Origin of the sequence: Mesorhizobium sp. B2-3-10 (assembly GCF_006442275.1) — a bacterium.
GTDB classification, from domain to species: domain Bacteria; phylum Pseudomonadota; class Alphaproteobacteria; order Rhizobiales; family Rhizobiaceae; genus Mesorhizobium; species Mesorhizobium australicum.
In genome coordinates, this window is sequence record NZ_VFVT01000001.1 from 943231 (window position 1) to 956901 (window position 13671).

At 64.5% G+C, this 13671-nt stretch carries 17 protein-coding genes; 6 read left to right on the top strand and 11 right to left on the bottom strand.

Translation table 11 applies throughout. The features are described from left to right. Positions 1 to 16 precede the first annotated feature (16 nt). Complete coding sequence (locus tag FJ943_RS04770) at positions 17 to 436, top strand: lysozyme inhibitor LprI family protein (protein WP_015315324.1); 420 nt, start codon at positions 17 to 19, stop codon at positions 434 to 436. A 12-nt stretch (positions 437 to 448) separates the two neighbouring features. Here FJ943_RS04770 and FJ943_RS04775 read toward each other — a convergent pair whose 3' ends face one another. The 10 genes from FJ943_RS04775 to FJ943_RS04820 form a co-directional block, all read right to left on the bottom strand. Beyond that, a complete protein-coding gene (locus tag FJ943_RS04775) occupies positions 449 to 1525 on the bottom strand; it encodes a 5-(carboxyamino)imidazole ribonucleotide synthase (protein WP_015315325.1) in 1077 nt (358 codons plus the stop codon). After that, the gene (gene purE, locus FJ943_RS04780; RefSeq protein WP_023773946.1) at positions 1522 to 2019 is read right to left on the bottom strand and encodes a 5-(carboxyamino)imidazole ribonucleotide mutase; all 498 of its coding nucleotides are present in this window, start codon (positions 2017 to 2019) and stop codon (positions 1522 to 1524) included. The genes FJ943_RS04775 and purE overlap by 4 nt, the downstream gene beginning before the upstream one ends. A 99-nt stretch (positions 2020 to 2118) precedes the next feature. After that, positions 2119 to 3030 carry an anti-sigma factor gene (locus FJ943_RS04785; RefSeq protein ID WP_140720059.1) on the bottom strand — a complete coding sequence of 304 codons (912 nt, stop codon included), beginning with the start codon at positions 3028 to 3030 and terminating at the stop codon, positions 2119 to 2121. Beyond that, positions 3027 to 3566, bottom strand: a complete 540-nt coding sequence (locus tag FJ943_RS04790) for a sigma-70 family RNA polymerase sigma factor (RefSeq protein ID WP_140712657.1) — start codon at positions 3564 to 3566, stop codon at positions 3027 to 3029. The genes FJ943_RS04785 and FJ943_RS04790 overlap by 4 nt, the downstream gene beginning before the upstream one ends. A 411-nt stretch (positions 3567 to 3977) precedes the next feature. After that, positions 3978 to 5183 (bottom strand): aminotransferase class V-fold PLP-dependent enzyme, encoded by a 1206-nt coding sequence (locus tag FJ943_RS04795; RefSeq protein ID WP_140662709.1) that lies wholly within the window; start codon positions 5181 to 5183, stop codon positions 3978 to 3980. 25 nt (positions 5184 to 5208) lie between these two features. After that, positions 5209 to 5670 carry a RidA family protein gene (locus tag FJ943_RS04800; protein WP_015315331.1) on the bottom strand — a complete coding sequence of 154 codons (462 nt, stop codon included), beginning with the start codon at positions 5668 to 5670 and terminating at the stop codon, positions 5209 to 5211. Between the two features lie 37 nt (positions 5671 to 5707). Continuing rightward, the gene (locus FJ943_RS04805) at positions 5708 to 6502 is read right to left on the bottom strand and encodes an amino acid ABC transporter ATP-binding protein (RefSeq protein WP_140712659.1); all 795 of its coding nucleotides are present in this window, start codon (positions 6500 to 6502) and stop codon (positions 5708 to 5710) included. Positions 6503 to 6507: 5 nt separating this feature from the next. Further along, the gene (locus tag FJ943_RS04810; protein WP_140720061.1) at positions 6508 to 7158 is read right to left on the bottom strand and encodes an amino acid ABC transporter permease; all 651 of its coding nucleotides are present in this window, start codon (positions 7156 to 7158) and stop codon (positions 6508 to 6510) included. 1 nt (position 7159) lies between these two features. Further along, positions 7160 to 7825 carry an amino acid ABC transporter permease gene (locus FJ943_RS04815; protein WP_015315334.1) on the bottom strand — a complete coding sequence of 222 codons (666 nt, stop codon included), beginning with the start codon at positions 7823 to 7825 and terminating at the stop codon, positions 7160 to 7162. Between the two features lie 73 nt (positions 7826 to 7898). Next, the gene (locus FJ943_RS04820; RefSeq protein WP_174361987.1) at positions 7899 to 8729 is read right to left on the bottom strand and encodes a transporter substrate-binding domain-containing protein; all 831 of its coding nucleotides are present in this window, start codon (positions 8727 to 8729) and stop codon (positions 7899 to 7901) included. A gap of 170 nt (positions 8730 to 8899) precedes the next feature. Between FJ943_RS04820 and FJ943_RS04825 the strand changes: the two genes are divergently transcribed. Further along, positions 8900 to 9688 carry an IclR family transcriptional regulator gene (locus FJ943_RS04825; protein WP_140712663.1) on the top strand — a complete coding sequence of 263 codons (789 nt, stop codon included), beginning with the start codon at positions 8900 to 8902 and terminating at the stop codon, positions 9686 to 9688. Between the two features lie 29 nt (positions 9689 to 9717). Here the strand turns inward: FJ943_RS04825 and FJ943_RS04830 are convergent, their stop codons facing one another. Beyond that, entirely contained in the window at positions 9718 to 9921 is a 204-nt protein-coding gene (locus tag FJ943_RS04830) for a YdcH family protein (RefSeq protein WP_015315337.1), read from the bottom strand. Positions 9922 to 10159: 238 nt separating this feature from the next. Here FJ943_RS04830 and FJ943_RS04835 point away from each other — a divergent pair, with 238 nt between their 5' ends. The 4 genes from FJ943_RS04835 to FJ943_RS04850 all read left to right on the top strand — a co-directional run bounded on the left by FJ943_RS04835 (position 10160) and on the right by FJ943_RS04850 (position 13665). Then, positions 10160 to 10339, top strand: coding sequence for a YdcH family protein (locus FJ943_RS04835; protein ID WP_015315338.1), 180 nt, complete (start codon positions 10160 to 10162; stop codon positions 10337 to 10339). A gap of 333 nt (positions 10340 to 10672) precedes the next feature. Beyond that, entirely contained in the window at positions 10673 to 11926 is a 1254-nt protein-coding gene (gene ispG, locus FJ943_RS04840) for a flavodoxin-dependent (E)-4-hydroxy-3-methylbut-2-enyl-diphosphate synthase (protein WP_140616683.1), read from the top strand. A 5-nt stretch (positions 11927 to 11931) separates the two neighbouring features. Then, positions 11932 to 12786: a lytic transglycosylase domain-containing protein gene (locus FJ943_RS04845; RefSeq protein WP_140662712.1), complete on the top strand. Its 855-nt coding sequence runs from the start codon at positions 11932 to 11934 to the stop codon at positions 12784 to 12786. A 126-nt stretch (positions 12787 to 12912) separates the two neighbouring features. Continuing rightward, complete coding sequence (locus FJ943_RS04850; RefSeq protein ID WP_140720063.1) at positions 12913 to 13665, top strand: Stf0 family sulfotransferase; 753 nt, start codon at positions 12913 to 12915, stop codon at positions 13663 to 13665. The last annotated feature ends 6 nt before the right edge of the window (positions 13666 to 13671 follow it).

The window sequence follows — 13671 nt, forward strand, 5'->3', positions numbered from 1 at the left end:
CGATTTGGGAACGACCATGCGCCGAATATTCCTCTCCTCCTGCCTCGTCATCCTGGCGGCGAGCTCGGCTGCCCGAGGGCAAGAATGCGACCGCTCCGACGACAGCCAGCAGATGATGAATATCTGTGCCGGCGAGGACTATCAGGCGGCCGACGCCAGGCTCAATGCGGCCTACCAGGCGCTGATTGGCTCCGATGATGCCGATGGCAAGAGATTGCTTCAGGTGGCACAACGCGCCTGGATCAGCTTCCGGGATGCCGAATGCGCGCATAACACCGCCGCCAGCCAGGGCGGGTCCATCCATGCGATGGAGGTCTCGCAATGCCTGACCAGGCTGACCAATGATCGCATCAAGCAGCTCGCCGCCTCCGCCAATTGCGAGGAAGGCGATGCAAGTTGCGCCAGCCCCGACGCGGACAGCGACGAGGTGCAATAGGCGTGTCTGGTATCAGCCGCGGCGGCTGATGCGGGTGAAATGACCCATCTTGCGACCGGGCCGGGCCTCGGCCTTGCCGTAGAGGTGCAGCATCAGGTCGGGCTCGGCGAGCAAGGCGGGAACGCGCAGCACGTCGTCGCCGATCAGGTTCTCCATCACGCAATCGGAATGACGGTTCGAGCTTCCCAATGGCAGGCCGGCAATGGCGCGGATATGCTGCTCGAACTGCGAAACGATGCAGGCGGCTTCGGTCCAATGGCCGGAATTGTGGACGCGGGGCGCGATCTCGTTGGCCAGCAGGGAGCCGTCGGCCGGTACGAAGAACTCGACACCGATGACGCCGACATAGTCGAGCGCCGACAGGATTTTCGTCGCCGCGTCTTTCGCGTCCCGCGCGGTCGCCGGCGCAACGCCGGCCGGCAAGGTCGATGTGTGCAGAATACCGTCGCGGTGCACATTCCAGGCTGGATCGTAGGCGGCGACAGTGCCGTCCAGCCCTCGCGCGGCGATGACGGAAATCTCGCGCTCGAACTGCACGAAGCTTTCCAGGATCAGCGGCACATTGCCCATCCCCTCGCAGGTGCCGGCGAAACCGCCGGCTTCCATGTTGCGGAAGACGCGCTGGCCCTTGCCGTCGTAACCCATTCGCCGCGTCTTCAGGATGCCGCTGCCGCCGAAGGCCTTCAGCGCCGCCGCCAGCTCGTCGTCGGTGTCGACTTGATGGAACGCGGCGGTGGCGATGCCGATGCCGTTGAGGAATGTCTTTTCGCTCACCCGGTCCTGCGCCACGTCAAGCGCCCGCGGCGGCGGATAGACCGGCACTTTGGCGGCAAGCGCGGTTGCGGCGGCGACCGGCACGTTCTCGAACTCGTAGGTGACGACGGCGCTTGCAGCCGCCAGTTCGGCAAGTGCTGCCGGATCGTCATAGGCGGCCGTAATCTGCCGGTTGGCGACCTGTGCCGCCGGGCAATCCGGTTGAGGCTCCAGCACGATGGTGCGATAGCCGAGCCGGGCGGCGGCCATTGCCAGCATGCGGCCAAGCTGGCCGCCGCCAATGATGCCGATGGTCGATCCGGCGGGCAGGCTCACGGCGTATCCGTCGGTTCGGCCGCGACCTTGGCGGTCTGCGAGGCGCGCCAGGCATCGAGGCGCTGGGCAAGCTTGTCGTCGTTGAGCGCCAGCACGGCGGCGGCCAGCAGGGCGGCGTTGGCCGCACCAGCCTTGCCGATGGCCAGCGTTCCCACAGGAATGCCGGCCGGCATCTGGACGATCGAGAGCAGCGAATCCTGGCCCGACAGCGCCTTCGATTCCACCGGCACGCCGAACACCGGCAGTGGTGTCATCGCCGCCGTCATGCCGGGCAGATGCGCGGCACCGCCGGCGCCGGCGATGATGACCTTGTAGCCGGCGGCCTTGGCGCCTTTGGCGAATTCGTAAAGCCGGTCGGGCGTGCGGTGCGCCGAGATGATCAGCCGTTTGTGGGGCACACCAAGCGCCTCCAGCGTCTCCGCTGCCTGGCGCATCGTCGCCCAATCGGATTGGCTGCCCATGATGATGGCGACGTCGGCGCGTTGATCGTCCAAGCTTCTGCTCCCCGGCGACAAAGGCGCGCCTTAGCGGAATTCGCGCGGGGCCGCAAGGATTTCAGGCCATCGGCGAGATGCCGACGGCCACATTCCGGCTCATGCCGCCGCCTTGCGGAAGCGAGCGACGAAGTCGTCGAGCTCGGGGCGCTCCATGTCGGAGATCGCCCAATAGGAGAAGGCGCCGTCGCTCCAGTGCACCATCGAAAAGCCGCCGGAGGAAAGATCGTCCGGCTGGGTGGTCTTGCCGCCCTGCTGCGGTTCGGCGATCAGGGTGATCAGGTGCTCGCGGTGGCGGTAGACCAGTGCCGGTACCGGCCGGCCCGATATCACCTCGACCCGGCCGCCGATAAGAGCGAAACCCTCCTGGGCAAGATCCGGCGCCGGCGGCGAGACGCCGATGCGGGCGTCCAGCCAGGGTTTGACCGTATGGCGGTCGGAGGAGACGATGTCGATCGGGCTCGCGGCGAGCAGGCTGCGGCGATGGCCGCTGGCGACGGCCGCGGCCAAGCCGTCTTCGGCGCCGTTGAACATTACCCATTGCGTCGCGCCGCTGGCCAGCACCGCGCTGATCATGATCGATGCCGCCATGGCGCGCCAGTCGAACGAGCCGAAGCGGCTTGCCCTCGGCGATCTCCGCGCCAGCGAAGGACGCGTCCCGGCTTCACGCCGCTGGCCGACGCCAGCGCCGGCAATCAAGCCCGGCAGCGCCGACGGCGTGCCGCGCTGCGGCTCTGCTGCCTCGGCTGTCGCCGGCTGCTCGGTGCTGGCCATGCCGATCGCCGCGATGCGGGCCCGAAAGGCGTCGCTCACGTCGGGGCGCGGCAGGCGGCTGACCGCGCCTCGCAAGGCAAGGATGCGGGCATGTTCGGCGGCAAGCCGGGGATCGGCGGCGATGCGACGCTCCACCGCAAGGGCCGCCGCCGCATCAAGCTCGCCATCAACAAGGGCGTGGATCATCAGTCTGACACCTTCGGGATCATTGGGCAGTCCATCGTCATGGCCGGTCATGGCGCTCTCCCCAGTTCGGACGCCAGCAGGCCGCGGGCGCGGGCCAGCCTGGACATCACCGTACCCATCGGCACGTCGAGCATGGCCGCTATCTCGCGATAGCTGAGGCCGTTGATGTCGCGCAGCACCAGCGTTTCGCGAAACGGCTGCGGCAGGGCAGCGATCGCAGCCTCCAGTGCCGCCGTGTCGGCCCTGGCGATCAGGCTCGCTTCCGGACCGTCCTCGTGCGGCAGGCTGGTGCCATGGGCCGCCGCCATGTCGTCGAGATCGCCGAGGTCGCCGACGGCCATCATGCCGCGCGGCCGGTTGCGCGCCATCCAGGTGTAGGAGGTGTTGCGCACGATGGTCAGCAGCCAGGCACGGGCATTGCCGCCGGCGTAGCCTGATATGCCCGCATGCGCCTTGATGCAGGCGTCCTGAACGACATCCTCGGCGTCGGCGGCATTGCCGGTCAGCCAGCGGGCAAGCGCCAGCGCGTCGCCAAGATGCGGCAGCACCACCTGGTTGAAGCGCTCTGCCAGGGCCTTGTCGCTCAAAGCAGCACCATGATCCCCTCCGGAGCGGACAGGCCGTGCCGCCTCAAGATGCGACAGCGATTTTGCCTGGCTTGCAGGAGCAAAGCCCCCGGAAACGGGCAAAGTCGTCTGCCTTGCTGAAAGTGAATTCATCTGCGTCACCAGTGTCAAGCGCTATGAGGGGCGCTATGAAAAGGAGGGGCGCCATGGAGAAGGGACTGATGACGATCATGCTCGGCAGCGCATGACGGCGGCTGACGCCGCAGCCGTGTTCGCTGTGTTCGCAATGATGGGGCATGCCAGTCTCCTCACGCCAGCCGTGGCGTATGTCGAGGAGACTTGTTGAAGAGAGGATTTATTCCCGCGTGGGCAAATTCCGGCTGTTCACAGTCGCGTGATCAGCCGATGCCTTCGGCATGGTCGGTTTAGCAATCAATCCGGCCAGCGCAAGACGCCTGACGAATCCTTGCGGGCGACCTTCATCGCGTCGGCCGGGCGCTCCTTCGCCGTCAGCACGGCGCGCAGACGTTCGGCGACAATCTCCGCCTCGCCGGGGTGAAGGTTGCAGGGGTCGAGGAAGAAATGGCCGCGCTCGACCTCGTGGTTGCGCACGATGATCGGCGGCGAGCCGGCGGCAAGGGCCGAGGCAAGACCGGCGGCGGTGAAGCGGCTCTCCGGCGTGACGAATATCTGCAGCCGGTCGAGCGGATTGGCGGTGGGGTCGGGAATGATGATGGCGGCGATGCCGGGCAGTCCCTGCAGCGCGTCCTTCCACAGGTTCAGTGCTGCTTCCTCGCGCCGGCGGATGCCGGCATGGTCGCGCTTCTCCCAGGCTTCGAGTGCCGCCATGGTGCCGGCGATGCTTTCCTTGCCGACCTTCATGGCGCGCGCAACGCCGCGGTTCTGCAGATAGGCGGCCCGCACCAGATCCTTGCGGCCGGTGACGATGCCGCTGGTCGGCCCGCTCAGGAATTTATGGCCGCTGTAGATGACGACATCGGCGCCGCGCGCCAGAAAACCGCGCAGATCATACTCGGACGCGGCGTCGACGATCACCGGCACGCCCTTGGCGTGGCAGATATCGCAGAATTCCTCCAGCGACAGCATGCCGTATTGCACCGTGTGGTGGGCCACGACGTAGAGGGCCGCCGCCGTGCGCTCGTTGATCGCCTCGCTTACATGATAGTCCTGGGTCACGCTGACCGTGCCGGCGGGCACCACCCTGGCGCCGGCGACGCGGACCGACTGGTCGATCGGGGCGCCGTAATTGACGATGTGGCCGAGCTGGATGACGACCTCCGACTTGAGGTCGCCAGTGTCGTCGGGCAGGCGCTCGATGGCGAGCAGGCTGGTTCCGGTCATCGCACCGGCGATCGCCATGGTGATGCCGCTGGCGCAGCAGGCGGTGATGAAGCCGGCCTCGCCGCCGGTGAGGCGTGCGACGACCGTGCTCGCGGCGCGCTGCAGATCGTCCATTTCCACCCATTGCGAGGCCATTTCAGCCATGGCGGAGATCGCTTCCGGGACGATGATCGAGGCGCCGAGCGCGGTCATGGTGCCCGAGACGTTGATGATCGGCCGCAATCCCAGCCGTTCGCGGATGGTGGTGTTGGAGCCGGTGTCGGAAGAGGTTTTCATGTGAGCTAATCCCGTGGGTGGCAGGTCAGGCGGCGATCTCGACGACCGCTTCGATTTCGACGGTGATGTTTCCAGGCAGCGAGCCGACGCCGATCGCCGAGCGGGCATGGCCGCCGATCTTGTCGAAGACATCGGCGAACAGGTCCGAGCAGCCATTGACCACTTTCGGATGGTCGCTGAAGGTCGGCGTCGCGTTGACGAAGCCGAGCAGCTTGACGACGCGTACGATACGGCCGAGATCGCCGGCGGCGGCATGCATGACGGCAAGCAGGTTGAGCCCGGTCAGCCGGGCATGCTGATAGGCCTGCTCGACCGTCACGTCCTCGCCCACCTTGCCGGTGCAGAGCGTGCCGTCGGCGCGCAGGGGCCCCTGGCCGGAGAGGAAGATCAGCCGCCCGCTCTCGGCATGGGTGACGAAGTTGGCGATCGGCGTCGGCGGCTCGGGCAACGTCAGGCCGAGTTCGGCGAGCCTGATATAAGGCGTCATGGATGAAGGCTCCTTGGGCGGCTTTGGCCGCCTGAGTTTAGAAATGCGAGGCTCGGAAGCGCGCCAGGAAAGTACGGAGGCGTTCGTTGCTGGTCTCCGCCGCGAGGATCTCCTTCGGCGGCCCGACGGCGCTGACGCCGCCATCGGCCATGAAGACGATGCGGCTAGAAGCGTCGCGGGCAAAGGCCATTTCGTGGGTTACCATCAGCATGGTCATGCCATCCTCGGCGAGGCTGCGCACCACGGCCAGCACCTCGCCGACAAGTTCGGGATCGAGCGCGGAGGTGATCTCGTCGAGCAGCAGGATCTTCGGTTCCATGGCCACGGCGCGGGCTATGCCGACGCGCTGCTGCTGGCCGCCGGAGAGTTCGGCCGGCAGGCTGTCGGCCTTGTGGCCAAGGCCGACGCGCCCGAGCCAGTGTTCGGCGATCGATCGTGCCTCGGCGTCCTTTTTTCCGCGCACCTTGGTCAGACCCAGCATGATGTTGCCGGCCGCCGTCAGGTGAGGGAAGAGGTTGAAGCTCTGGAACACCATGCCGGTCTCGGCGCGCATGGCGGCAAGATCGCGTTCGCTACGGCGCTGACGCGTTCCGGCTTCGCGAAAACCGACCTCCTTGCCGTCGATGCGGATCGAGCCGCTGTCGTAGCTCTCCAGGAAGTTGACGCAGCGCAGCAGCGTGGTCTTGCCGCTGCCGGAAGGGCCGATGACGGTCACCACTTCGCCGCGCTTCACCTGAAGGCTGACGGAGCGCAACACGTCGACGGCGCCGAAGGCCTTGGAGACATCGCGCACGTCGAGCAGCGCGGGACTGGCGTTTGGGGCTTCGGACATCGTTGCTATTCCCGGATGAAGGAGAAACGCCGCTCGAGCCGCCGGCTGGCGAGCGAGAGTGCGTAGTTGACCGCGAAATAGAGGAGCGCGCCCAGTATATAGAGCGGCATCGCTTCATAGGTGCGGCCGATGACCTGGTTGATAGCCTGCATCAAATCGGTGATGCCGAGCAGCGACACCAGCGCGCTGCCCTTGACCGCGTCGGTGACGCCATTGATCCAGGGCGGCAGGAAGCGCCTGAAGGCCTGCGGAAAGATGACGTAGGTGAGCCTCTGGCGAAAGGTCAGCCCGATCGCCATCGCGGCTTCGGACTGTCCCTTCGGGATCGAGCCGACCGCGCCCCTGAGATACTCGATGACCTGCGCCGTCTTGAACAGGGTGAGCGCGGACACCGCGGCCCAGAACGATGGCAGATGCAGCCCGATTGCAGGCAGGCCGTAATAGACGAAGAACATCAGCACCAGGATCGGAATACCGCGAATGGTGTCCGAGAAGATGCGCACCGCCCAGCGCAAAGGGGCGGGACCATAGACCAGGCCGACGCCCAGCAGGACGCCGGCGATGAGCGACAGCACCACCACCAACAGCGAGACCCACAAGGTCACGGCGAAGCCCTGGGCAAGGAAGGGCAGTGCGTAGAGGATCTGGCCAAGCATGTCAGCGCGCCGCCCTGAACCGGCGCTCGACGAGCCGCAGCCCGAAAAGCAGCGCATAGCCGGTTACCAGATACATCGCCGTGGTGACCAGGTAGACCTCGACGATGCGGAACGTGTTGAAGTTGATCCACTGCGCGCCGAAGGTGAGTTCGGGCACCGAGATGACCGAGGCGATCGAGGTGTCCTTGAACAGCGAGATGAAGGTGTTGGAGAGCGCCGGCAGCGTGATGCGCAGCATGGTCGGCAGGCGCACGTGCAACAGCCTCTGCCACGGGGTCAGGCCGATCGCCTTGCCGGCGTCGAGCTGGCCGCGCGGGACAGCCTCGAGCCCGGAGCGAAACACCTCGACCAGATAGGCGCCGCTATAGACCGACAGGGTCAATACAAACGAGGTTGGTGCGCTGTAGGCCAGGTCGACCACGGTCGGCAGGCCGTAGAAGACGAGATAAACCAGCAGGATCAGCGGCACATTGCGGATGAATTCGACATAGGCGGCGATCACCGCCCGCACCACGCGTCCGGCCGAGACGTACCAGACAGCGAGCACCAGCCCGATGACAACGCCGATGGCGATCGAGATCACGGCAAGCTCGAGGCTGAGCAGCAGGCCGCCCCAGAGCTTGTCGAAATGCCGCCAGATCAGGTTGAAATTGAGGGCATAGCCCATGCATCCGCCTCGGTGTGAAGGACGTCGAGTCGATAACGGAAGGGCGACAACGCCACCCTTCCGCAATCCGGGATCAGATGACCGGGAAGCCGGGGTGACGCGCCGGCGGCTCCTGGCCGAAATAGTCCTTGAAGGCGGCGTCGTAGAGCGCCGATTCATGGCCGAACATGGCGATGGTGAAAGTCTGGTTGACGAAGGTCAGCCAGTCCAAATCGCCTTGCCGCAGTGCGGCGCCGTAAAGCATCGAATACCAGCTCTTGCCGGCATCGAAATACTTGTCGGGATTGCGCGAGGCGAGCCAGCGCACGGTGGACAGGTCGACCGCGGCGGCGTCGGCGCGCTTGGACTCCAACGCCTGCAGCACGTTCGCCTGGGTGTCGATCTGCAACACCTGGGCCTGCGGCAGAGCGTAGTGGACGGAACTTTCGGCGTCGACATTCTGCAGGATGGAAATGCGTGTCGCCGAACCACCGGCCAGCAGCTTGTCGAAGGTCTTGTTCTCGGCGGTCGGCAGGGTCAGCAAGGCAACGCCTTCGACATAGTAGGGCCGGGAGAAATTGATCAGTTGCGAGCGCTGCGCCGTCATGGTCATGAACTGAATGGTGATGTCGACCTTGTTGGTGGTCACGTTGGGAATGCGCTGGGCCGGATCCTGCATGACGAACTCGACCTTGGTCGGGTCGTCGAAAAGGCCCTTGGCGAGAATGCGGCCCATGGTGATATCCATGCCGACCAGTTCGCCGGCATCGTTCTCGAAATGCCAGGGCGCGTTGGTGCTGCCGGTCCCGACAATCAGCTTGCCTCTGTCGAGCACGGTGCGCAGCAGGCTGTCGGATGCGGCCTGTGCGGCGGCCTTCTGCGCATCGACGGCTGCCAGCACGCCGGCCGTGGCAAGTCCCGCCATTCCCAATTTCAGAAAATCACGTCTTCCGGATGTGTCGTTCACGGCGACCTCCTTTCGTGTTGTGTTCCCCTATGCACAGCCCATACACGCGGCAGTGATTATCAAAGATTGTCTCTTACAAGAGACGCATGTATCCTGTACAAGACAGATACTAGCACCGGGAATCGACAATGCAAGATGGTAGTGTTTTGGCTGCTTCGGCCGACGAGAAGGCGCCGGGGTCCCGTGAAAAGGGCCTCAACCGGGTCCTGGAGATCCTGGAGTTCCTTCACATGACGCAGCGTGCGATCGGGATTGGCGATCTCGCCAAGGGCGTCAATGCGCCGCGTTCGACCACCTACACGCTGGTGCGGTCGCTGGTCGACGCCGGCCTTCTGGAAATGGCCGGCGACGGCAATCGCGTCTATTTCGGCAAGAAGCTCTACCTCTACGGAATGGACTATGTGCGCGGCAACGACCTGTTGCGGCGCGGGCGCCAGGAGGTCGACCATCTGTCGCGCGAGACGGGCGAGACCTCGGAATTGTGCATGCTGCAGAGCGGCCGCTATACGATCGTCCATTCCAGCCCTGGTACCAGGCCGTTCCGCATCAGTTCGGCCACCGGCCTGCAGATACCGCTGCCCTGGACCGCGTCTGGCCGGCTATTGCTTGCGGGGCTGGATAGAGTTGCGATCGAAGCCATGGTGTCTGATGACGATCTCGTGCTGCCTGACGGGCGCAAGCTGCGGCTCGACGATTTCATCGCCGACATCGCAAAGGCAGGGGTGACCGGCTACTGCGTCACCTCGGGCCTGGTCGACGCCTATACGAAATGCCTCGCCGTGCCGGTCTTTTCAGCGCCAGGCAAGGTCGAGGCGACGATGTGCCTGGTGGTTCCGATCGATACGTCGGAGGAGCGGACCGCCGATCTCATCGGCCTGCTGCGCGGCCGCGCCGCCGGGCTCTCGATCGGCGCATAGGCGGAAAGTGCCGGCGGCGCGATTCCGTCTCAGGCGATGATGTCTGGAATGATCCTGTCTTCCAGCTTCATCAGTCGGTCCTTGAGGAACAGCTTCTTCTTTTTCATGCGCTGGATCTGCAGCGGGTCGCAATTCATGGCGATCATCGCGTTGATCGCGGCATCGAAATCGGCGTGTTCCTGCTTCAGCCGGGAAAATTCGAGGCGAGTATCGGCCTGTTCCTGATCGGACATTCTCTACCGTCTGCACGTCTGCGGCGCCCAAAACTGGGCCTGGTTGGGCGGGGGCGGCAATTTCTGCCACCGGCGCGCAGCCCATATCACATTTCACGTTGTCGTGGAATGCTACCACGCAGCATTCGACATCGCTGCTCGATGGTGGCACACTGTCATTGTGCCGTCACAGATACGACCTGCGGTGGACGTGCCTTGGCGGCTGCAATCGAGGAAACCATGAAAGGGAGAACCAATCATGTCTCTTGCATCCCATCTTGATGAGTTGCAGCGGAAACACGGCGACATCGAACGCGAAATCGATGACGCGATGAATCACCCGTCGGTTGATGACCTCGAAATCGGGAATCTCAAGCGACGCAAGCTGGCACTCAAGGATGCGATTGAGAAACTGAGGGCGCAACCAACCACGCATTGATCCTCACCTGACATAGCCGCTCACCACTGGCGGTCTTCCTTGCCGGCGGCGCCAGCCGCCGGTGCAGTGATTGCGATTTTCAGCGCTGCACCATAAGCGGAAACTAATATCCTTCGGACCCATCTTGCCCGCTTGGCCGCTGCCAGCTCGTGTGCTGTTTCAGGTCCCGGCCGGGACCAATTGCTGCCAGTGGCGACCTGTCGCCATTGACAAGCCATCTTTGCTCCTCCACCTCATGCCGGACTTCAACGCATCGGCCCCGGCTTGTGCGTCCAGGTGGACGCACGCGCTTCAGAGAGACGCATAGCGCTCCAGAGACAAAAGGCTGCCGGCATGACCGGATATTTTTCTTCTCCCTTCCCCCGCCGCACCTCGGTCGGCGTCGATGTCGGCGGCGTGGTCGTCGGCGGCGGCGCGCCGGTGGTCGTTCAGTCGATGACCAACACCGACACGGCCGATATCGACCAGACAGTCGCGCAGGTCGCGGCGCTGCACCGCGCCGGCTCCGAGATCGTGCGCATCACCGTCGACCGCGATGAAAGTGCCGCCGCCGTGCCGCGCATTCATGAGCGGCTGCAGCGGCTTGGCATCAACGTGCCGCTGGTCGGCGATTTCCACTATATCGGACATAAGCTCCTGGCCGATCATCCGGCTTGCGCCGAGGCGCTGGCCAAGTACCGCATCAATCCCGGCAATGTCGGCTTCAAGGATAAGAAGGACCGGCAGTTCGCGGCGATCGTCGAGATGGCGATCAAACATGACAAACCGGTGCGCATCGGCGTCAACTGGGGCTCGCTTGACCAGGAGCTCCTGACGCGGCTGATGGACGACAACCAGGACAAGGGTTTCCCGCTGACGGCGCAGGAAGTGACGCGCGAGGCAATCGTGCAGTCGGCGATCCTGTCGGCCGAGATGGCCGAGGAAATTGGTCTTGGCCGCGAAAAAATCATCCTGTCGGCCAAGGTCAGCGGCGTGCAGGACCTGATCGCCGTCTACACCGAGCTTGCGACCCGTTCCAACCATGCGCTGCATCTCGGCCTCACCGAGGCCGGCATGGGCTCCAAAGGCATCGTCGCGTCTTCCGCGGCCATGGGCATCCTCTTGCAGCAAGGCATTGGCGATACCATCCGCATCTCGCTGACGCCGGAGCCCAATGGCGATCGCACCCGCGAGGTGCAGGTGTCGCAGGAACTGCTGCAGACCATGGGTTTCCGGCAGTTCGTGCCGATCGTCGCGGCCTGCCCGGGCTGCGGCCGCACCACCTCCACCGTGTTCCAGGAACTGGCGCAGAACATCCAGGCGGACCTGCGCAAGAACATGCCGGTGTGGCGGGAGAAATACCCGGGCGTCGAGAACCTCAAGGTCGCGGTGATGGGGTGCATCGTCAACGGTCCCGGTGAATCCAAGCATGCCGATATCGGCATTTCGCTGCCCGGCACCGGCGAGACGCCGACCGCGCCGGTCTTCGTCGACGGCAAGAAGGCGGCGACGCTGCGCGGGCCGTCGATCGCGGCGGATTTCGAGAAAATGGTCGCCGACTATATTGACCAGCGCTTCGGTCGGGGCGGCAAAGCCGCGGCAGAGTAAGCCAGATGCGGCGTTTCCCGTGGGTGGCGCTGATTTTCCTGTGTGGTATGGCCTGGTCGACGCTTGCCCAGGCGGATCCACCGCAATCGGCCAAGCAGCGGCTGATCGACAAGGTCTGTAACCTGATCCAGGCGCATGCCGACCAGAACGGCCTGCCCCGGGATTTCTTCGCCCGCCTGATCTGGAAGGAAAGCCGGTTCGATCCCAACGCCGTGAGCCCTGTCGGCGCCGAAGGCATTGCCCAGTTCATGCCGGGCACCGCCAAGATGCGGGGGCTGGAAAATTCCTTCGACATCAACCAGGCAATTCCGGCGTCGGCCAGATATCTCGCCGAAATGAAGGCCGGCTATGGCAATCTCGGTCTGGCGGCCGCTGCCTACAATGCCGGCGAGAGCCGGGTGTCGCGCTGGCTGAATTCCGGTGGCTTCCTGCCGATGGAGACGGAAAGCTATGTCTTCGACGTGATGGGCGAGCCGGTCGACAAGTTCACCGACCGGGCCTATGCCGGCAAAGTCGAGCCACTCGACGCCAAGCTGGATTTCGCGGTCGCCTGCCGCAAGCTGCCGGTGATCATGTCCAGAACCGTGGCGATGGCCTCAATCAACATCAAGCCATGGGGCATTCAGGTGGCGGGCAATTTCCGCCGCAGCGCCGCGATCAGCCAATGGCTCAGGGTACGGGGCCGTTTTCCAGCCCTGCTTGCCGGGCATGATCCGGTGGTCAGCCGAGTGCGTACGCCGATCGGCCGGCGCGGCATCTACGCGGTCCGGATCGGCGTCGACGACCGCGCCGCCGCCAATGTCATCTGCCAGAAACTGCAAAGCATCGGTGGCGCCTGCGTGGTGGTGCGCAACCGGTAGCCGAGGAGGGTTGGGCTGCACGGGGCACACGCCGTTGGAATGTGCCCATCGTATCCAGCAACGATTTCAGCTATAGCGGCGCCGGGCCGGTGGGCTGGCCCGCCTTCGACAGCTACTGGGACAGCGATGTTCGACGCGTACATTATCTGCGGCACGCCCAGAACCGGCAGCACCTTGCTGTGCAAATTGCTGGCGGCCACTGGAACGACCGGCGATCCACACTCATTCTATCGGCGGGAGGATGTGTTGGAGTGGGCCGAAGAATGGAACCTGCCGCCTCGCGACACGATGGGCGAGCTTGAATTCCAGCTTGCCTATCTCAATGCGGCGATCGATGCCGGCAAGGGTGGTACGGAAATCTTCGGTCTGCGCCTGATGCGGGAAAACCTGGACGAGCTTTCAGCGATCCTCGACCGGATTTTTCCGGGGCTTGCGTCGGGCAAAGCGCGTTTCGAAAAGGCTTTCGGTCGCGTTCTCTACGTGCATCTGTCGCGTGAGAACAAGCTTGCGCAGGCTGTCTCCCTGGTCAAGGCGGAGCAGACCGGCCTTTGGCACGTCGCTCCCGATGGAACGGAGATCGAAAGGGTCGGATCGCCAGGAGAACCGCGGTACGACTTCCAGCGTATCAGGGACGAAGTCGCCGAGCTCGAAGCCTATGACGCAGCGTGGAACACATGGTTCGCCGAGCAAGACATAACGCCGCTGCGGATTGGCTACGAGCGGCTTTCAAGCAGCCCGGCGGCGACACTGATTTCCATCTGTCAGGCCTTGGGCGTACAGTCGCCGAACGCCGGGGATGTGAAACCGGGTGTCGCGAAGCTCGCCGACGCGACAAGCCTCGACTGGATGCGACGCTACCATCTGGACGCAACCGTCTGACGCCGG